We start from the raw sequence: 18,746 nt of genomic DNA, 5'->3' as shown, positions 1-18,746 counted from the left end.
GACGATGCTCATGGTCGCTGCCCATCCGGTAGCACCGCCTGCACCACACTGGCTGGCTGTTGCAACAAGCCTCGGGGCAAGCGGAAGCCTTTGAAAGGTTGCTGGGTAATGGGATTGAAGGCTTTTTCAGCGTTAAGCCGATAGCGCATCACGCCATCTCCGGTCCTGAAGCTCAGGTCCACGCTGGTCGCCGTCCGGCCATTGAGCGCGCCGCGGCTGAGCAAGCGAAACATCGACCACGGGCCACGGTACTCCAGGCTGCTGCTGTTGCCATTTTGCCTTAGCAAGGTGAGATTGCTGCGGACCTGCTGCCCCAAGGTATTGGGCCAGACAATACCCGTGATATGGCTTGGCCCATGGGTGTAGGCAATCAACTGGCCATCCAGGTCCAGCAGGCTGGTACGCTGGTTCGCACTGAGCCCCAAGGGCTCGATGCTGAACTGCACACTCAGCTTGCCACGCTGATCGAAGAAGGTTTCGCGGATGCGATCCGCCAGCTCGAGCTGCTCGATCACGTCGGCACGAATCAGGGATTGCCCGTGCTGAGCGGACTGCAAGGCCTCAAGGTTGTCCTTCAGGAAAACCTTGAGATACCGATCATTAAACTGCTGCAGGCGTCCTTTCGGCCCGAAGAACGCCTCGAAGTCATCCAAAGAAGCATCGGGTGCCTTCACCACAAAGGGGTAGCGGCCTGCCAGGCGTTGCTGGAAAAAACTGTACACGTCAGCATCCCAACGTCGCTCCAGTTCGCGCAGTGCTTCAACGTTCAGCACCTGGGCAGTCTGGTCGGCGAGCTTTCTGACCTGGTGGCTGATAGGCTCCGGTAAACCTGTGGCAATACGTTGCAGGGTGCCGATCGGGTCCTGCCCTGTCATCGCAAAGCGCTGATGCACGGCTTGCAACGCGGCCTTGCCGCGGTCCGGGCTGTCTTGTACGGCCTTGGCGTAGTCCAGCACGGCCGCAACAGCGCCAAGGGTTTCATCGTAGTAGCTCGGCTTTTCTCCTGTCGCCTGCAGCATGGCGCCCAAGCCTGCAAACGCCCGCTGGATGGCCAACGCTTGCTGTTGCTCGGGTTTTCCGGTTGCTACCCGCAGCGTACTCAGCTCACCTGGGGATTCAACAGCTGCTGAAGACGCAAGCGAGGTGTTATCCCTGACCGTGTCCAGCAGCCGCTGCAACGGTGCTGCGGGGCCGGTCAACTGCTCCAGGATCGCGACACCATGGTCCAGATCACGGAAGTCAGCCACCGTAAAAGCGTTCAGGGCGCGCCGCCAGCTGTCAATGTAATCGGCGCTGTAGAGGTTATACAGCCGCTCGGTCAGCGCATCGCGGTCAACGTCCGAATAGTCGAGTTGACTGCGCTCCCCCAATGCCCATTGATCAACCATCGCCATTTCAGCGAAGCGTTGGCTGTGCGGCTCGAAGTATTCCCTGAAGCCTTTGGCGGTGAGCATGGCGGCCAGCCGTACATCCTCATCCCCTTGCCTGGCCCCGGAAGACGGCTGGTACACCACATCGAACGCAGGCCCTACCTGGTGGCGCAGGTCCAGCCCGGCGTGCAACTGCTGGTACGATTGTTGTTTCAGCCCTGCATAGACCCGCTGTGGCAACGGCAATTTGCGCAGCGCCTGCTGCACTTCGCTGACCCGCTGGCGGTACTGCGGCAAATCGGTATCGGCATAGGCCAAGGCGTATTTCAGGTGCTGCATGAGGTCACGCTGCAACTGCCCCTGGCCAGGAAAGGCCCGCTGCCACTGACGGGCCATCCAGTCCTCGACCCATTCGGGCCGGCGGCTGTTACGGTCCTCGATCATCCGGTAAACCCTGAGCGCGGCCATTTGTTGCTCGCTGCCAGGTGGTGCTGCATTCATGGCATCGATCACACCACTGGCCAAGGCCGGCAAGAAACGTTTAGACAACAAGCTGAGGTACGCCTCATCAACCAAGGGACCAATGTTGCGCCCTTGATACAAGCCAAAATCGGCAACCACCGGCCAGGCCGCACGATAGTCGCCAAACACCGCCACCGCATCGCGAATCTGGTCCAGTGGCGCCAGCAGGTTGCGCCCGGTCGGATCAAGACGCATATCGACTTCGTGACCGCTGTACTCCTGGCTTTTGGCGAGCACACTGGCAGCCTTGGCGCCATTGATGTCGGCGTAACGCTGCCAGCTGGCAACGGCGATACTGAACGCCAGGATGCCTACACCAGAGCCCACCCACAGCAAGTGGCGCTTGCTGCGCGCAACCCGAACATTGTCACCCGCCAGCCCGGCTTCCTGATAGATAACCCGCCTGAATGCTTGCTGGATGAAATAGACCAACGCCTTCCCCTGTGCCTTACCTTCACGCAGGGGCAGCTTCGTCGTGTAGGGCTGAGCCGCTTCTCGGACAAAGGCATTGCGCATGTCGCCTTGCTGTACCACTGACGACCAGTACACACCACGTACCAAGGGTGGCGTGGTGAACCGGTCACTCGCCAAGGTTTCGCGCAGGAATGCCTGCAGTATGGGGCGCAACCCGATCAACTGTGCATGCAGTGAGAACAGGCGCCCGCACGGCGCTGTCTTGCCCAGTACATCCAGCCGGTCGATGACCTGCTCCTGCAATTGGGTGAGAAGCCGCCCGTAGTGCTCGTCATACTCATCCAGCCAGGCGTCGAACGCGTCAACCGCATCTAGCTTGAAGGTGAACCCCAACAGGCTTTCACGCTTGGCGGCCGGAAGCTGGCTGTAGAACTGGTCGAAGCCGTCCAGCAGATCGAATTTGGTCAGTACCACGTACAGCGGCAGGCGCGCCCCCAACTGACTGCTCACTTCGTAAAGGCGTGTGCGCAACCCATGGGCCAGTGCGACGCGCTGCTCGGGCTTGCCATGCAGCAGCGCCGGCAGGTCGACCACCAGCAACACACCATTGAGCGCCCGCTGGCTTCGCTTACGCTGCAGCCAGCCCAACAGGTGCTCCCACAACCGGGCCTGGATGCCGGGCGGCGCGAAGGCTTCGGAGGGGGCGTTGGCCGCCGAGCCCGCCGGCGGTTTTTGACTGATGAAAACACCGGGCGGGTCGATGATCACGGCATCATCGCTCACCCACCAGCCTACCGGGTAGGCCAGTGCTTCAGCCTGTCGGCCCCGTGCCTGGGCCTGGTCGATACGCGTCAGGGTAAAGCGCTGATCGGTGCGGTCGATGAAGCTGCTTTTACCGGACTGTTCGTCGCCCAACACCAGGTACCAGGGCAGCCGGTACAACGCGCGTCGCCCACCTGCATTGTCGAGGTACCGCTCAAGCCCCTGGCTCAAGGCCCGCTCTTGCGCCTGCACGAACGGTATCGCGACATCCTGTTCGGCGGCCAGTGCCTGGCGGCGCTCCGCTTGCAGGCGGCGAAAGCGCGTGCGCAGCACCCCAAGCCAGCACAGAAGCGGCACCAGCACGAGCACCAGGCTTGCCACGCTGCGATGAGCCACACTTGCCAGCGGCTGCTGCTCCCGCCACGTCCATTGCGGGCCAAGCCACCAGATAGCGACCAGCATCAGCAAGGCGCCAAGCCCTAGCAGCAGCGGCAGCGCCAGGCCAATGCGCGTTACCCACGGCCAGCCCCAACGTTTGAGTTGCGTCCATATTTGATTCATCGAGGCTCTTGATCCTTGTCTTGAACTGCCAGCGCTGGGGATGAGGCGTACTGCTGAAGCCGCTGAAATACCTCGGGCTCCCACGCACTGGCGGTGGTTTGCTGCATGGTTCGGGCAACGCTGGCGCACAGGTCCTGGGCCAGCCAGGACACGCCCCGCGCGGCCAGCAGATCGGCTGCAATCACCGTGGTGTGGCAACGCTCACGGGGAGCACGAAAGCCCGCTTGCAGCCCTTGCAGCCGAAGGAGCAGCGGTTCTACGCCACCCGTTTCCAGCTGGCTGACCAGCTCCTCGCGCAGGCCGCTGAACTCCTGGGGGGTTGCACCTTGGCCTGACGGCCCTTGCGTGCCCTTGAGCCAGGCCAGGCACTGGTCGTCGACAAATACCAGCCCGTCGCTGAAGCACAACTGCTGCAGCGAAGGCATACGCTGTACAAACCGGGCGGTGGCACAACGGATGGCCTCGGCCACCTCGCACATCGCCAGCTGTGTGGCGACGGTCGCAGCCAGAAAGCTGCCGCGAATCCAGAAGGGGCAAGCCGTCAGGCTCTTTTCAATGCGCTGCAGCAAGGCGGGGTCAACCACCTGACTGGCTATGGCCTCTTCATAGACCCGCGTGATATCCAGCGGAACCGCCATCAATTCCGTACGGTTGCCCTGCCTGACTTGGGGAGCAACCTGAATGTGCGCCCACAAACCGAAACGCCGTAACTGGTAGCCGGTAGCGTCGTAAGGGTCCTGCTGGTTGATGAGCTCGGCCATGGACAGCACAGCCCGCCGTGTCTCACGCTCATTGCCCATCGACATGCGTGACACGGGTGTGACGATGACATCGGCCAACGGCGCAGGCTTCTCGGTTGCAGCCGCCGCTTTGGGCACAGCAGCCTCACCAACACCGTTGGCAAGTTCCGAGTACTTGCCTAGCAGGCGCTCAAGTTCGCCCAGTGCTGCCGTGTCCAGCTGCACCGTTTCCTGTTGTTGCAGGCGTTTCAAGGCAGCCTGCGCTGCCGCTGCGTGGGTCGGGGTGTAGGTAAAACGATCAAGACGCGGTAGCGCCTCGGCCAAGCGATCGATCACCAGGGCAACCAGCTTGCGTTTGCCCAGGAAGCCTTTCGGTCCCGGCTTGGGATGAGCGGCTTCCCAATAGCACTCGAGCATGCCGGCCAGCAACGCCAAGGTGCATCCCCACTGCTCCCAGCAGCCGCTACGCAACCATGCGGCACTCAGGTGCGCAACGATTCGCAAGTGCTTGCATTGCTGGCTCAGGTACTGACGGGACGCGTCTTCGATGTACACCCAGTCGATCGAGGCTTCCTGCAGCCCACCCAGCTTGACCATCTCCTGATCAATGGCCTGATAGGTTTCGTCCTCGACATCGAACAGGCCAGCCGGAACTGCCGGATCAATCGGCGCGAGCAACCGAGTGACCTCTTCCCTGGATACCTGCGCTACCACCGGCATGTGCTTCGCGCTCGGCTGATCAAGGGGTCCAGGCCTTGCGCATCGAAGGTCAGCCCGTCGACCTCGCCGTGATCACTCACAACCTCGATACGCTGGGCACCGATCAGCTTCCTGATCTGCTCTATGGCGGGCAGGCCCCGCCCGGCATCGAGCACTTGACCGTTCTCCATCACCTGCCAGGGGGTCTCACGGGTAGACCAGCCCTCCCCGCTCAGGCGTACCTTGACCCAGCTTGCTTCGATCGGACGCCTGGCAATCAGCTGTAGCCGGGAGATGGCCTGGATGCAACTGATTGCCATGTAGGCACGTTCATCACCCGATGCGATGGCGGGCGCCGAAATCACAAGCGCTGGTGCGCCTGCCCCGTCCTGGGGCTGGCTCCCGATGCGAAACGTCAGGTCATCCGGTGCCCGTTCAGCTTCATTTGCCATCACCCGTAACACAGTGGGGGCCTGCTGCTCCGGTGCAGACCACTGCCGCTTTGGCGTGTACGCCGGGGTGCCAGCAGCCTGATCGAAACAGGCCAGTCGCTCGACGTTGGACACGATCCGGGGACAGTCCCGCGTGGAGCCTGCCAGCACCGGCTGCAGACAAAACAGCAACGAGAGACCGGCGCCATATGCACAGCGGTTAATCATCCTGAATTTACTCTCTGAATAGTACAAATGGCCTATATGGCGCAAAGAACTTTCCTACAAATAGATAGCAATGCCTATGCGTCCGCGCGACCAATTAAAACAAATCCAGCAGAAGCCTATTACACAGTACCGAATGCACACAAACAAATATTTATTTACATCTTAATGCTCGACCAAAGACCACTCTTCCGCGCATCGTTTTCATAGGGAACGGACAAATAACCCAACCCATTAATCATATGTGGGAATCTTCCTACAAGACCGAGACAACAATAAACACAACTAGCACCTGAACATCCTACAGCCCAACAGGGAGTTGCGTACCGATGTCTAACAATACGGGATCCGTTGCGCCGAAAGAACGCGTCAATATCAAGTATGTCCCCGCTACCAGCGATGAGCAGGCTGAGGTGGAGCTGCCGCACAAGATGCTGGTGCTGGGCGACTTCGGCCTGGATGACAACCGTGCGCTTGAGGACCGTCAGGTCATGCGCATCGATAAACATACATTCAACAGCGTGTTGAACGACGCCAACGTGAGCCTGGACGTAACGGTACCGTCCAGGCTTGGCACCGCCCCGGATACCGAGCTGGCCGTCCACCTGCAGTTCAGGTCCATCAACGATTTCGGGCCGGACCGGATCGCGCGCCAGGTGCCCGAGCTGAACAAGCTGCTGGCGCTGCGCGAAGCACTGGTCGCCCTGAAAGGCCCGCTGGGTAACGTCCCGGCCTTCCGCAAGCAATTGCAGCACCTGCTTAACAACGAGCAGGCGCGTAAGCAGCTCGCCCAAGAATTGGACCTGGTGCTCGAGGCGCCAGAAAAAAATTGAGACAACGGAGCGTCCCCATGCCCAAGCCAAGCAGCACCGCCATCACCACAGACGCAACGGCCGACACATTGAGCAATGCCACCTTGCTCGACCAGATCATGGCAGAAACCAAGCTGGTGCCTGCTCAGGAGGGCTACCAGATTGCCAGGCAGGGCGTATCTGCCTTCATCGCCGAAATCCTCAAGAGCAATGACCCGGATCAACTGATCAACAAACACCGAGCCGACCAGATGATTGCCGAGATCGACCGAATGCTCGGCAAACAGATGGATGCCATTCTGCATCAGCCTGAGTTCCAGCAGCTTGAATCATCATGGCGCAGCCTGAAACTTCTGGTCGACCGCACGGACTTCAGGGAGAACATCAAGCTTGAAGTCTTGCATGTCACTAAAGAGGACCTGCTCGACGACTTCGAAAATGCTGCTGACATTACCTGCAGCGGTATCTACAAGCATGTTTACACCGCGGGTTATGGCCAATTCGGGGGAGAGCCGGTTGCGGCCATGGTAGGCAACTACAACTTCGGCCCCTCTTCCCCTGACATCAAGTTGCTAAGTTACATGGCCTCCGTTGGCGCCATGTCCCATGCCCCTTTTCTTGCTGCACCTGCCCCCGAATTCTTCAATTTGAACAGCTTCGAGGAGCTGCCTAACCTCAAGGAAATAAAAGACCTCTTCGCCGGCCCTCGGCATGCCAAGTGGCGCGCTTTTCGTGAAAGCGAAGACGCCCGCCACGTCGCCCTGACCGGGCCACGCTTCATGCTTCGCTCCGCTTACCACCCGCAGGAACAACCGATCGAGAGCTTCAACTACAACGAAGACATCGCCGGGCAGCACGACAACTACCTGTGGGGCAATTCTGCTTTTCTGTTAGCCAGTTGCATCAACGACAGCTTCGCCCGCTACCGCTGGTGCCCGAACATCATCGGCCCCCAATCGGGCGGTGCCGTCGAAGACTTGCCGGTCCACCTGTACGAATCCCTGGGCCAGTTGCAGGCCAAGATCCCTACCGAGGTGCTGATATCCGACCGCAAGGAATTCGAACTGGCCGAAGAGGGCTTCATCGCCCTGACCATGCGCAAAGACAGCGACAACGCCGCGTTCTTCTCCGCCAACTCGGTACAAAAGCCCAAGCACTTCCCGAAAACCCCTGAGGGGCTTCAGGCACAGACCAACTACAAGCTGGGTACCCAGTTGCCCTACCTGTTCATCGTCAACCGGCTCGCCCACTACATCAAGGTGCTGCAGCGCGAGCAGATCGGCAGTTGGAAAGAGCGCCGTGACCTTGAGTCCGAGCTGAACAAATGGATCAAGCAGTACGTCGCCGACCAGGAGAACCCGTCTGCCGACGTTCGCAGCCGCCGGCCGCTGCGTGCCGCCCGTATTGAGGTCTCGGATGTTGCGGGTGACCCGGGCTGGTACCAGGTTTCGCTCGCCGTACGCCCGCACTTCAAGTACATGGGCGCGAACTTCGAGATTTCTCTGGTCGGGCGGCTCGATACGCAATGAGTGGTCTTTTTGATCGCCTGATGGTGGACCAGTGCACCCGCCGGGAGGCCTCCCGACGCGAGAGCGCTTCCCACAAGTTCGCCGCCATCAAGCGCCACCTCGAAACGCTGCTGAATGCCCGCCAGGGGTGCTCCCAGAGCAGCCCTGAGCTGGGCCTGCGCGACTTCAATGGGCATGACGTGAGCAACGGCGACTTGCTTGTGCAGGTGAGCGCGGATATCCGTCGCACCCTCCAGCGCTTCGAGCCGCGCATACAGGTACGCACGCTCAACGCAGTGCCCGATACCCATGCCCCGCTGGAGCTGCATTTCAGGCTGGACTGCCTGGTACAGGTCAACAACCACGCAGAGCAGCTGCAACTCGAGCTGCTGGTCGATGGCCACAATCGCTACACGCGAGTGAGGTGACCGATGTCACTGAGAGACAGTTTCAGCGAAGAACTGCGTTACCTGCACGAACTGGGGAACGACTTTGCCAAGGAAAACCCACAACTCGCGCGGTTGCTTGGCAAAGGTGCCAGCGACCCCGATGTCGAACGCCTGATGGAAGCCTTTGCGTTCCTGACCGCCAAGCTACGGCTGAAGCTGGAAGACGACTTGCCAGAGCTGACCCATCCCATGCTGCAGTTGCTGTGGCCGAACTACCTGCGGCCGCTGCCCAGCGCGACGATCATCAAGTTCAGCCCGGTGAGGCAATCCCTCAGCCAGTCACAGCGCATCCCAAAGGGGTCGCGGCTGTTCTCGAAACCGGTAGACGGCGTGGCCTGCGAGTTCCGCACCTGTACAGCGGTCAACATTCATCCGTTCGAGATCGACACGGTCGCAGCCACCCAGACATCCGATAGTTCTGTGATCTGCATCAGCCTGCAATCACTGGTCGAGCGGCCGTTGAACAGCCTGGGCTGTACCAGCCTCGACTTTTACCTCAGCGGCGATGCTCGAACCGCGCGCACGCTTTATCTGTGGGTTTCTCAATACCTCAAGGATGTCAGCGTGACCATCAATGGCGAGGTTCGTCGGCTGCCGGCAAACAGCATCACATTCCCAGGGTTCAGCCCCAACGACGCCTTGCTGCCTTACCCACAGAACGTCTTTGATGGCTATCGCATCCTGCAGGAGTACTTCGCGTTCCCTCAACGCTTCCACTTTTTCAGCGTTACCGGCCTGGAAAAGATCTGGCCAGCTCATGACAGCCAGCAGGTAAACCTTGAATTTCACTTCACGCGCCAGCTACCCGACTCGCTGCGTGTCGGCAAAGCAGATTTCAACCTGTTCTGCGCACCTGCGGTCAACCTGTTCCAGCACAGCGCCGAGCCCATCGACCTGTCCGGCAAGGACGCCATGGTTCCACTGAAGCCCAAGGGCACAGCGCCGCACGGCTACGAAATCTTCAGTGTCGACCAGGTGATCAGCACCCGAACGACGACTGACGGTAACACCGGTGAGCACCTTCGGACCTTCCGTCCCTTCGAGTCCTTCGCCCATGAAATCGAGCACGTCCAGGGGCGCACGGCGCTGTATTACCGCTGCCAGCTGGAAGAGTGCCTGCACGGCAATGGCGTCATGCATCGAATCGCCTTCGTCCGCGCCGACGCCAACAGCTACATAGGCGAGCTGGAAACCGCGTCCATCGACCTCACCTGCACCAATCGGGACCTACCGCTGGCGCTAGGCGTGGATGACATCAACGTCCTGAGCGAACTTACGCCGCCGCTGGCCACCTACACCAATCTCTGTACCCCCACCCGCCCCTGTCGCCCGGTGCTGGACGGCCAGTTGCAGTGGGCGTTGATCTCCAACATGTCGCTCAACTACCTGTCCATGCTCTCGGTAGAGCCGCTGAAAGCGGTGATCCGCGCCTATGACTTCATGGCCCTGCACGACATCCAGCAGGCTCGCACCACCCGTAAACGCCTGGAGGGTATGCGCGACATTCATACGCAGCCCATGGATTGGCTGATCAAGGGGCAACCCATTCGCGGCCTGCACACCCTGCTGAAACTGGACCAGTCCGCCTTCCTCTGCGAAGGCGACTTGTACCTGTTCAGCTGTGTGCTCGCTCATTTCTTCGCCCTGTACGCCAGCATCAATTCCTTCCACCAGCTGGAAGTGATCAACACCACCAATAACGAGCACTACACATGGCCAATACAGACCGGCAAGCAACCGCTGATCTAGCCGACAAGCTGCTCTGCAAAGCGCACCAGTACAACTTCTTCCAGTTGCTGGAGCGGTTGCACGGGCTGCATGGCGATAACCTGGAACCGCGTTGGCCGGACAAGGCCACCCGGCTGCGCGTGCGCCTGGCCTGCGACACACGGCTGACCTTCCCTGTATCGGACGTGTACAAAGCCCAGCGAATGCCCGCTGAGGACGAGCGCTACCGCGTCGTTGCCACGTTCCTGGGGTTGCACGGCACCGATTCGCCATTGCCCACCTATTATCTGGAACAGGTGGCGTATGAACATGCGCATGGCATCGGTGTACGGCCGGCCTTCTTCGACTTCTTCAACCACTACCTGCTCAGCCTGTTGCACCGTATCTGGCGCAAGTACCGCTATTACATCCGCTTCCAGCCAGGTGCCAGTGACGGGTTCTCGCAGTACATGTTTGCCCTGCTGGGGCTTAACGACAAGCAGTTGCGAGGGGACACGGCGCTGCCCTGGAGCCGCCTGCTCAGTTTTGCCGGCGTAATCGCCAGCCGCAGCCGTGCGCCGGGCACTGTGGCCGGCATCATTGCGCACTGCTTCGACCTCAAGCAGGTGCACATCCGCGAGTTCGAGACGCGATCAGTCGTCACGCCGTCCAGGCAGCTTGCAAGCCTGGGGCGGACCAACGGCCAGCTGGGCAGCACGTTCATGATTGGCAGCCGCACGCGCACCCGCAGCAGCAAGTTCACCATCGTGATCAGCGAACTCGACCAGAAGCAGCTGCGGGACTTGCTGCCCAGCGGCATCAACTTCGGCCGTTTGCGCGCACTGATCGACTTTCTGCTGCGTGACGGGCTGGCCTATGACCTGGAGCTGCGCCTCAAGCAGAGCGCGTTGTCACCCTTCTGCTTGCACCGCAGCCAGGGTGCCTATCTGGGCTGGACCAGCTTCGTCGACGACCGGCATGGCCAGATCAGCCCGGTTGTACGCTTCCGGGGGCGCTCATGAGCACAGTCACCTTGAGCATCACCAACCTCGACCAACTGCAGCACGGCGTTACTGCTCGGCACCTGTTCGACTGCAAGGGCGGCACCATCGGCAGCGGGCGAGCAAACTGGCGAATCAATGACCGCGATCAGGCCGTTGCGCCCATCCACTGCGAAATCCGCTGGATCGAGGGCAGCTTCTGTGTGATCGACCACTGCCACCGCACCTACGTCAATGGCAGTGCCAACAGCCTGGGGCCGCTTCCACCCAGGCGCCTGGTTGAGGGTGACCAGCTTCTCATTGGTGCCTATCGCCTACAGGTTCAGTACTCCCAGGATCAGGCCTGCACACGCTCGCTGGAGGACCTGTTCAACCCGGACCCGAGGGTGCTCGACCGCCTGATAGCCGAAGCGCCTGCACCCGCTTGGCCGGCACAGCCTTCTGCCCCCCAACCAGCCGTCGAGATCTGCTCGGTCTTCAAAGCAGCCATGGGGAACGACCCTCTGGCAGCGCTGGACGCAGCAGACGGTGAAGGGGCACTCCGAGAAAACCCGCTGCAGCGCCTGATTGCCGGAGCATACCCATGAAGCCTCATCCACTTCTGCTCGCCCCCCTGCTGCTTGCGCTGGTCGGCCCCGCCGGCTGCACCTCTTTGAGCAGAATGAGCCAGGTGGCCATGGACCACTCGTTGCCCATCGGGCCGCCCAAGGATCACCCGACCGAGGTCGCATTCAGCATCAATGCCAGCCCTACCCTCAACGGCAATCCGGACAGCCTTGGCGTAGCAGCCGATCAGGATCGCGCCCTGGAGCCCAGCCCCTACGCTGTGACCCTGAGTGCTGGCGACCCCTATGCGTTGACCGAAAAAATCGGGGTTCTGTTCGAATACCTGCAAGCGCAATTCCCGGCCATGTCCCCCGTCGAGCTGGACGAAGGAGACGAAAGCGACCCGGCTCGCTCGCCCCTGGAAGAAAGCGGCCCCGGCAGCTACGACGACCCTCAAGTGGCGTTGACCTTGCCGCGCACCACAAGCGTTGCCTCAGCGCTGGTCGCCACGCCCATTGCCATCACGATCCTGCAACTGCGCGACGACTCACTGCTGCGCAACACCGTGTACCAGCTACTGGAGCAGGACCCGGCCAAGGCGCTGCGCAGTACCTATATCCGTAGTGACGACTACCTGCTGCGCCCTGGCCAGTTCAAGTACATCCCGTTCGAACCCATCCACGCCGAAACCCGCTTCGTCGCGGTGATTGCCGACTACCGAGGCCATGAAAACGCCAGTTGGCGACAAGTACTGCGCATTCCGCCGCGTGGCCGCCAGATCATGCTGTCGGTGTTGGTCAACGACACGCACATCGTGCTCAAGGAAGAAGACTGATGGCGCCTCAACACCCTTTGCCCTTCCTGCTTACTCACGCTGACACGGAGCGCCCATGAGTTCACGCAATCCCGTTCTCTGGCCCGAAGGCCTGTTCGTCAAACCACAGCATTTCCAACAGGCGGCCAGGGCCAGCGAAGCAGCCCTGCACCAGCGCCTCGCCAGCCTCAATGCAGCCTTCTACGGCTTCAGCGAACTTCAGTTGAACGACGAATACCTGAGCCTGGGCAAAGTCGCCATCACCCGGGCGCGAGGTGTGATGCCGGACGGCACGGTGTTCGACATTCCCGCCGACCTTCCGCCACCGCCGCCGCTGGAAATCGGCGACGACGCGTGCCAAGACAGTGAGGTGTATCTGTGCCTGCCGCTGCGTACCGATGGCGGCCGCGAAGTGAGCTGGCCCGACAATGCAGCCAATTTCCGCTATACCGCCCAGGCACAGGAAATCAAGGATACCCACACCGCTGACGGTGACCTGGTGCAGGTAGACCTTGCGGTGCCCAACCTGCAGCTCAAACGCAAGACCGAAGACAGCAGCGCCTACACCCGCCTGGCCCTGGCACGTATTCTGGAACGGCGCCCCGACGGCAGCCTGCAACTGGACGAAGCGTTCTACCCCACCAGCGTTTCGGTGCGGGCGGTGCCAGCGCTGCAGCGGTTTCTTGAAGAAATCACCCATACCTTGCGCGAGCGGGCGCGCGGCCTCGCCACGCGGATTGGTGCCTCGGGCCAGTCCGGGATCGCCGACATTCGCGACTTCAACCTGCTGCAGGCCATGAACCGTTGGTGGCCATGCTTCCAGCATCTGGCCAGGCAAGCGCAAACGCACCCCGAGCAGCTGTACCTGTGCATGAGCCAGGCCTGTGGCGAATTCGTCACCTTCACCGACCAGAACAGGCTGCCGCAGGAGTACCCCGCCTATCACCACACCGCACTGCGCACCTCCTTCAAACCGCTGGAAGACACCTTGCGCCGGTCTCTGAGCACCGTCTTGCGGCCGCGCGCTGTTTCACTGCCGCTGGAGAGCGAACAATTCGGCGTGATGACGACCACGCTGGAAGACCGGCGGCTGATCGACGAAGCCGACTTCATCCTCGCCGTGCGCGCCGACCTGCCACCACAGGCGTTGCGCCAGATGTTCATCCAGAAAGCCAAGATCACCTCACTTGAGTCATTGAATGACCTGGTGCCGCTGCAATTGCCGGGCATCCCTTTGTTGCCATTACCCGTGGCGCCCCGCGACCTGCCCTTCCATGCGGGCTTCAGCTACTTCGAGCTGGACCGACGTGATCCGGCCTGGGCGTGCATGAGCAAGGCGAATGGCTTCGGCATCCACATTGCGGGCGACTTCCCAGGGCTTGAACTGCAGTTCTGGGCGATCAGGAGTGAGTGACATGGGAAAAGACAACAATACGCCCACCGATGAAAACAACGCTGCAGTCAACGCGCTTGATTCAACCCTTGAACAGCCAGTACCCGCCCCCCGGGCTGCGGCAACCAATGCGCAAATATCCACGGACAAACCTGAGCCAGAGCCCGTTCCCGAAGGCTACCCCGCTGACCCGGAATTTCAGCTGCGGGGCGGCTTCGCCAACCTGATGCTGGATGCCGCATCACCGTTGTTCGGCTTGGTCATACGCCTGCGTACGCTGGACGAGCTGCCGAACATCCAGGACGTGCACCAGCAAGTACGCAGCCAGATCGACAACATTCAGGAAGAAATGCGCCAGCACGGTTACGAACCCGCTCAGTTGCTGGCGTACTCCTACGGTCTGTGCCTGTTCATAGACGAGGCCGTAATGGAGCGGCCCTGGGGCAAGAGCAGCTGCTGGAGTCAGGAGCCGCTGCTCAGCATCTTCCACGACGAGACCTGGGGTGGGGAAAAAATCTTCACGGTGATCACCCGCCTGATGCAGGAGCCCAAGCGTTATCAGGACGTACTTGAGTTCATGTACTACGCCCTGTGCCTTGGGCTGAAGGGCAAGTACGCGCTCGCGCCGAAAGGCGAAGAAACACTCAACGCACTGATTCACCAACTGCACGGGATCATCCGCGAACTGCGCGGCCCCACCCCCGAAGAAGTCTGCGACCCCTACACCAATGTGGCCCCACGCAACTTCCGCATGAGCCGGCAATGGCCCTGGTGGAGCCCCTTGGTGATTTCCGCCATCGCCATGGCGGTGGCTTACAGCATCTACAGCTATCGCCTGCACCTGATTACCACCGAGGTGCTGGAGTCGCTCAACGGCATTTTGCAGCAGTAGCGCGTCGATCCACGGCGCAGCTGATTCATTGAATTGACGAGGTACCTGCCTCGTTGACAAGCCCATCGTTCCTGATGGCCACGCCGCCCGTGGTGGCGTGATTTATCCATATGGATGTAGGAGAAACTGCCATGCCAACACCTGCTTATATCAAGATCATAGGCCAGACCCAAGGCAACATCACCGAAAATGCATTTACCGCTGAATCCGTCGGCAACGTGTTCCAACAAGGCCATGAAGATCAAATTCTGGTTCAGGAAATCAAGCATGAGGTGACTACGCCCACTGACCCCCAGAGCGGTCAACCGAGTGGCCAGCGCGTGCATAAGCCTTTCATATTCACCAGCTCGCTGAATAAAGCTACACCCCTGATGTATCAGGCACTTGCCAACGGCGAAATGCTGCCAACGGTCGAGGTCAGCTGGTATCGCACCTCGTCGGAAGGCAAACAAGAGCATTTTTTCACCACCACGCTCGAAGACGCCACCATCGTCAGCATCAATACCGTGCTTCCCCACGCACTCGACAAAGACAATGAAAACTACACCCAACTGGTTGAAGTATCGCTGGCGTATCGAAAGATCACGTGGGCTCACGATGTAGCCAATACCGAAGGCTCTGACGACTGGCGCGCACCTGCCGCCTGACCTGTGCAAATGCCCTGGGCAGGCCATGCCCGCCCAGGCTTTGTGTTGATTCAGACGGCGGACAAGGATCTTTTATGCCTAGCCAATCTGATTTGCGCTACAGCTTTGAGGCACTCGTTGGCAAAGCTGAATTCGAGGTGGTGTCGTTCGAACTCCGAGAGGGCATCAGCGCACCCTTTGAACTGGAGCTGAAACTGATCAGCTTCGAAAACGACATCGACTTCGGCCATTTGCTCGACAAGCCCGTGCTCTTCACCATCCTGGAGGGCGAACGCCCGGTACGGTACGTGCACGGCCTTGTCAGCCGTTTCAGCCAGGCTGAAAGCGGCTTCTACCGCACCTACTACCACGCGCTGGTCGAGCCCCAACTGGCACGGGCCAACCTGCGCTCGAACTGGCGCATCTTCCAGCACAAGACCGTACCGCAAATTCTCGAGCTGATGCTCAAGCGCCAGGGCATTGACCAGTACGAACTGCGCGCCAGCATGGACCACCAGGTGCGCGAATTCTGCGTACAAGCCGGCGAAACCGACCTCGACTTCATCGCCCGCCTCGCGGCCGAAGAAGGCTTTGTCTACCGCTTCGAGCACAACGAAAAACGCCATAAGCTGATCATCACCGACAGACTGCAGTCACTCGGTCTGATAAGTCACGGTGTCATCAAACACGAGGACGACGCCGAAGGCTTCTACCGTGAGCGTGAACCGTCAGCCCCGGACACCGTGCTGTACCATTCCAACCACGGCGGCGACCAGCCTCAACCGTGCCTACGGCGCTTGCGCTACAGCGAACAAGTGCGTACTGCACGGCAGGTTCAACGCGACTACACCTTCACCCACCCGGCCTATCGTCAGGAACACAGGGCCTCGGGCCCCTATCTTGAGCACCAGTCCACGGACTATGAGTGCTTCGACTACCCCGGCCGTTACAAACGCGATGCCGTTGGCAAGCCGTTCACCGAAAACCGCATCACCGGCTTGCGCCATGACGTGCGTATTGCCCAAGTCCAAGGCGACGATGTGCGCCTGCAACCAGGCCTGAGCTTCACCCTGACCGGCCACCCGCGCGAAGACCTGAATGTGCATTGGCGGGTCAGCACGGTTCGCCACGAAGGCAGCCAGTTCACCAGCCTGCAGGAAGAAACTGCCGGGGCCGACCAGGGCACACGTTACGAGCAAAAGGCGGTACTGGTGCCAGGCAGAACCGAGTGGCGCCCAGCCCCATTGCCCAAACCACGCGTTGACGGCCCGCATATGGCCACCGTGGTGGGGCCGCCCGGTGAAGAGATCTACTGCGACGAATGGGGCCGGGTCAAGGTCAGCTTTCCCTGGGACAGAGAAAGCCAGGACAACGCGTTCAGCTCCTGCTGGGTACGCGTATCCCAAGGCTGGGCCGGCGGCAGCTGGGGCTCGATGGCCATCCCACGGATTGGCCAGGACGTGATCATCCACTACGTCAACGGCGACCCCGATCAGCCGATGATCACCGGCCGTACTTACTGCGGTAACCAGTTGCCACCCTACGACCTTCCCCGCCACAAGACCCGCATGACCATCAAGAGCCAGACCCACAAGGGCGATGGCTTCAACGAGCTGCGCTTCGAAGACGAACTGGGCCAGGAGGAAGTGTTCATTCATGCCCAGAGGGACCAGAACAATGTGGTCAAGCACGATGAGACTACGCAGGTCGGCAATGACCGCAAAGAGCAGGTCGATCACGACGAATCGATCCTGATCGGCCACGACCGTACGGAAACGGTTGGCAATGACGAGCGCGTCACCATTGGGCAGGACGCCGCGCTCGACATCGGTAGAAACCACACGATCAGGATCGCCAAGGACCGTGTCGAAAACATCGGCAATCACCGTCACGACCAGATCGCCGCCAATCACCACACCCGTATCGGTGGCAACTTCGAGCAACGGGTCGAAGGGCATGCCGATCTGGAAGCCCGTGGGGATATCCGCAGACGTACACGCCGTTATGAACTTCGAGCATCGGAAGCCGTGGTCATCCAAGGCCCTGGTGGCTCCATTCGAATCGACGAAACAGGCATCACCCTGGACAGCCCGACGATTCGCATCACCGGCCAGATGCTCAAGTCGGCAAATGGGACGACAAGCCCCTTTTCCATCAGCAGTGCACCGAACACCGGCAAGCCTCTGGAGCGCTTGTGTGGGCGCCGCCCTGATGGTTCCTGCCCCCTGCCCGATTGCCGCTGTATCCGAGGGCCAGTCCAATGACTACACCGTCATCAGTTGCTCCGCGCAGCGAAGACTTCGCTCATAACTGCCGCTTTCTGCTGCTCATGACCAGGGCAATCGAGTACTGGGCCTATCGGCCCATCCCGCAGGAGGGTGAACTGGTTCCTGCTTATGCCCCATCGGTACTCGACCTTATAAACGCTGTCAGCCGGAATACTCAAAAGGCATGGTTATGGAAGAACAGCGCCCTGGATGACCGTCATGAGTTTGGGCCTTTGCTGGTGGACGTTGCAGACGCTCACGAGCTGCTTGCCCATGCAATCACGACCTGGATGCCTATCGGTGGCGCCATCGCGCTGGATGCCGAGGTTGGCCTGGCAGCGCTGGCAGACCACTTCACCAGCCTGGTGCAGGTCGTGCTCCCTGACCACAGCGTTGCCACTCACCATGTCACACCGGACCATCTTGCAGCCTGGCTGAATGCGCTGGACGACGACCATCGCAAGGCCTGGCTTGGCCCGGTGTCTCGGTTGGCATGGCGAGTCAACTGGGGGCCGGCTCATGAGTGGAAAACACACGAAAACAAGCCGATTGCTGCCCGCTCAAAATCAGAACTGCCTTTGACCCTCCAGCAGCTTGAACTTGATCGGCTGCAAGCAGGCATGCACGAGCACTTTGTCCTCTCATTGGCGCATGAGGTCTTGGCCATGCCGCCCCATGCCAACCATACCTTGGCGGACATACGCCTATGGATAGAAACACTCCTGCCGCAACTGACAGCCCTCAATTTCCGGAGCGAGGAAGTTGCGGGCCAATTCATTCGGCTGATAGCCGGGCACATGTGGCTGATGAGCAATGACAAGGCGGGAAAAATCTATACCAACCTCGAAGAGTCGCCCCAGGCCCGCCTTCGCGAGCTCCAGGCACTGGTCGAAAGCAAGGAGCCTGCCCATGACTAACGCCTCCGTCAGCAGCGCCACCTCCGGCCCTGCCTGCAGCGCACGCGTGCCCATCCTGCCGGTGCGCTACGCCATCGTGCCCCGCACCGC

Annotated in this window: 15 protein-coding genes; 12 read left to right on the top strand and 3 right to left on the bottom strand. The window is 60.5% G+C overall.

Annotated elements, in window-relative coordinates:
- Positions 1-8: 8 nt before the first annotated feature.
- Genes tssM through vasI form a run of 3 tightly spaced genes read right to left on the bottom strand, consistent with a single transcriptional unit; the run spans position 9 to position 5,727 of the window.
- Positions 9-3,629 (bottom strand): type VI secretion system membrane subunit TssM, encoded by a 3,621-nt coding sequence (gene tssM / locus N5D53_RS21670; RefSeq protein ID WP_190869451.1) that lies wholly within the window; start codon positions 3,627-3,629, stop codon positions 9-11.
- Complete coding sequence (tssA, locus tag N5D53_RS21665) at positions 3,626-5,089, bottom strand: type VI secretion system protein TssA (protein ID WP_104961988.1); 1,464 nt, start codon at positions 5,087-5,089, stop codon at positions 3,626-3,628. The genes tssM and tssA overlap by 4 nt, the downstream gene beginning before the upstream one ends.
- Entirely contained in the window at positions 5,077-5,727 is a 651-nt protein-coding gene (gene vasI, locus N5D53_RS21660) for a type VI secretion system-associated protein VasI (protein WP_177331243.1), read from the bottom strand. Before vasI ends, tssA begins: the two co-directional genes overlap by 13 nt.
- A gap of 326 nt (positions 5,728-6,053) precedes the next feature.
- Between vasI and tssB the strand changes: the two genes are divergently transcribed.
- From tssB to N5D53_RS21600, 12 genes are all read left to right on the top strand, one after another.
- Positions 6,054-6,557, top strand: coding sequence for a type VI secretion system contractile sheath small subunit (tssB, locus tag N5D53_RS21655; RefSeq protein WP_104961989.1), 504 nt, complete (start codon positions 6,054-6,056; stop codon positions 6,555-6,557).
- A gap of 17 nt (positions 6,558-6,574) precedes the next feature.
- Positions 6,575-8,065, top strand: a complete 1,491-nt coding sequence (tssC, locus tag N5D53_RS21650) for a type VI secretion system contractile sheath large subunit (protein ID WP_064491562.1) — start codon at positions 6,575-6,577, stop codon at positions 8,063-8,065.
- A complete protein-coding gene (tssE, locus tag N5D53_RS21645) occupies positions 8,062-8,472 on the top strand; it encodes a type VI secretion system baseplate subunit TssE (RefSeq protein ID WP_010953542.1) in 411 nt (136 codons plus the stop codon). The genes tssC and tssE overlap by 4 nt, the downstream gene beginning before the upstream one ends.
- 3 nt (positions 8,473-8,475) lie before the next feature.
- The gene (gene tssF / locus N5D53_RS21640; protein ID WP_104961990.1) at positions 8,476-10,242 is read left to right on the top strand and encodes a type VI secretion system baseplate subunit TssF; all 1,767 of its coding nucleotides are present in this window, start codon (positions 8,476-8,478) and stop codon (positions 10,240-10,242) included.
- Positions 10,206-11,222: a type VI secretion system baseplate subunit TssG gene (gene tssG, locus N5D53_RS21635; protein ID WP_190869452.1), complete on the top strand. Its 1,017-nt coding sequence runs from the start codon at positions 10,206-10,208 to the stop codon at positions 11,220-11,222. Before tssF ends, tssG begins: the two co-directional genes overlap by 37 nt.
- Positions 11,219-11,788, top strand: a complete 570-nt coding sequence (locus N5D53_RS21630) for an FHA domain-containing protein (protein ID WP_064491558.1) — start codon at positions 11,219-11,221, stop codon at positions 11,786-11,788. Before tssG ends, N5D53_RS21630 begins: the two co-directional genes overlap by 4 nt.
- Positions 11,785-12,582, top strand: coding sequence for a type VI secretion system lipoprotein TssJ (gene tssJ / locus N5D53_RS21625; RefSeq protein ID WP_190869453.1), 798 nt, complete (start codon positions 11,785-11,787; stop codon positions 12,580-12,582). Before N5D53_RS21630 ends, tssJ begins: the two co-directional genes overlap by 4 nt.
- Before the next feature lie 55 nt (positions 12,583-12,637).
- The gene (gene tssK, locus N5D53_RS21620; RefSeq protein ID WP_104961992.1) at positions 12,638-13,975 is read left to right on the top strand and encodes a type VI secretion system baseplate subunit TssK; all 1,338 of its coding nucleotides are present in this window, start codon (positions 12,638-12,640) and stop codon (positions 13,973-13,975) included.
- Position 13,976: 1 nt separating this feature from the next.
- A complete protein-coding gene (gene icmH / locus N5D53_RS21615; RefSeq protein ID WP_279840784.1) occupies positions 13,977-14,846 on the top strand; it encodes a type IVB secretion system protein IcmH/DotU in 870 nt (289 codons plus the stop codon).
- 131 nt (positions 14,847-14,977) lie between these two features.
- Entirely contained in the window at positions 14,978-15,493 is a 516-nt protein-coding gene (locus tag N5D53_RS21610; protein WP_064491555.1) for an Hcp family type VI secretion system effector, read from the top strand.
- A gap of 74 nt (positions 15,494-15,567) precedes the next feature.
- On the top strand, positions 15,568-17,736 hold the full coding sequence (tssI, locus tag N5D53_RS21605) for a type VI secretion system tip protein TssI/VgrG (RefSeq protein WP_279840782.1): 2,169 nt from the start codon (positions 15,568-15,570) through the stop codon (positions 17,734-17,736).
- Complete coding sequence (locus N5D53_RS21600; protein ID WP_104961996.1) at positions 17,733-18,656, top strand: DUF4123 domain-containing protein; 924 nt, start codon at positions 17,733-17,735, stop codon at positions 18,654-18,656. Before tssI ends, N5D53_RS21600 begins: the two co-directional genes overlap by 4 nt.
- Positions 18,657-18,746: the final 90 nt, after the last annotated feature.

Origin of the sequence: Pseudomonas sp. GD03862 (assembly GCF_029840855.1) — a bacterium.
Taxonomy (GTDB): domain Bacteria; phylum Pseudomonadota; class Gammaproteobacteria; order Pseudomonadales; family Pseudomonadaceae; genus Aquipseudomonas; species Aquipseudomonas alloputida.
Note: the sequence above shows the minus strand (reverse complement) of the source record. Positions and strands in the feature narration are given on the sequence as shown.

What these genes read in the sequence shown, in the direction of transcription:
- tssM (WP_190869451.1), bottom strand. Translation starts at nt 3,629, where the DNA reads ATGAATCAAATATGGACGCAACTCAAACGTTGGGGCTGGCCGTGGGTA.
- tssA (WP_104961988.1), bottom strand. Translation starts at nt 5,089, where the DNA reads ATGCCGGTGGTAGCGCAGGTATCCAGGGAAGAGGTCACTCGGTTGCTC.
- vasI (WP_177331243.1), bottom strand. Translation starts at nt 5,727, where the DNA reads ATGATTAACCGCTGTGCATATGGCGCCGGTCTCTCGTTGCTGTTTTGT.
- tssB (WP_104961989.1), top strand. Translation starts at nt 6,054, where the DNA reads ATGTCTAACAATACGGGATCCGTTGCGCCGAAAGAACGCGTCAATATC.
- tssC (WP_064491562.1), top strand. Translation starts at nt 6,575, where the DNA reads ATGCCCAAGCCAAGCAGCACCGCCATCACCACAGACGCAACGGCCGAC.
- tssE (WP_010953542.1), top strand. Translation starts at nt 8,062, where the DNA reads ATGAGTGGTCTTTTTGATCGCCTGATGGTGGACCAGTGCACCCGCCGG.
- tssF (WP_104961990.1), top strand. Translation starts at nt 8,476, where the DNA reads ATGTCACTGAGAGACAGTTTCAGCGAAGAACTGCGTTACCTGCACGAA.
- tssG (WP_190869452.1), top strand. Translation starts at nt 10,206, where the DNA reads ATGGCCAATACAGACCGGCAAGCAACCGCTGATCTAGCCGACAAGCTG.
- N5D53_RS21630 (WP_064491558.1), top strand. Translation starts at nt 11,219, where the DNA reads ATGAGCACAGTCACCTTGAGCATCACCAACCTCGACCAACTGCAGCAC.
- tssJ (WP_190869453.1), top strand. Translation starts at nt 11,785, where the DNA reads ATGAAGCCTCATCCACTTCTGCTCGCCCCCCTGCTGCTTGCGCTGGTC.
- tssK (WP_104961992.1), top strand. Translation starts at nt 12,638, where the DNA reads ATGAGTTCACGCAATCCCGTTCTCTGGCCCGAAGGCCTGTTCGTCAAA.
- icmH (WP_279840784.1), top strand. Translation starts at nt 13,977, where the DNA reads ATGGGAAAAGACAACAATACGCCCACCGATGAAAACAACGCTGCAGTC.
- N5D53_RS21610 (WP_064491555.1), top strand. Translation starts at nt 14,978, where the DNA reads ATGCCAACACCTGCTTATATCAAGATCATAGGCCAGACCCAAGGCAAC.
- tssI (WP_279840782.1), top strand. Translation starts at nt 15,568, where the DNA reads ATGCCTAGCCAATCTGATTTGCGCTACAGCTTTGAGGCACTCGTTGGC.
- N5D53_RS21600 (WP_104961996.1), top strand. Translation starts at nt 17,733, where the DNA reads ATGACTACACCGTCATCAGTTGCTCCGCGCAGCGAAGACTTCGCTCAT.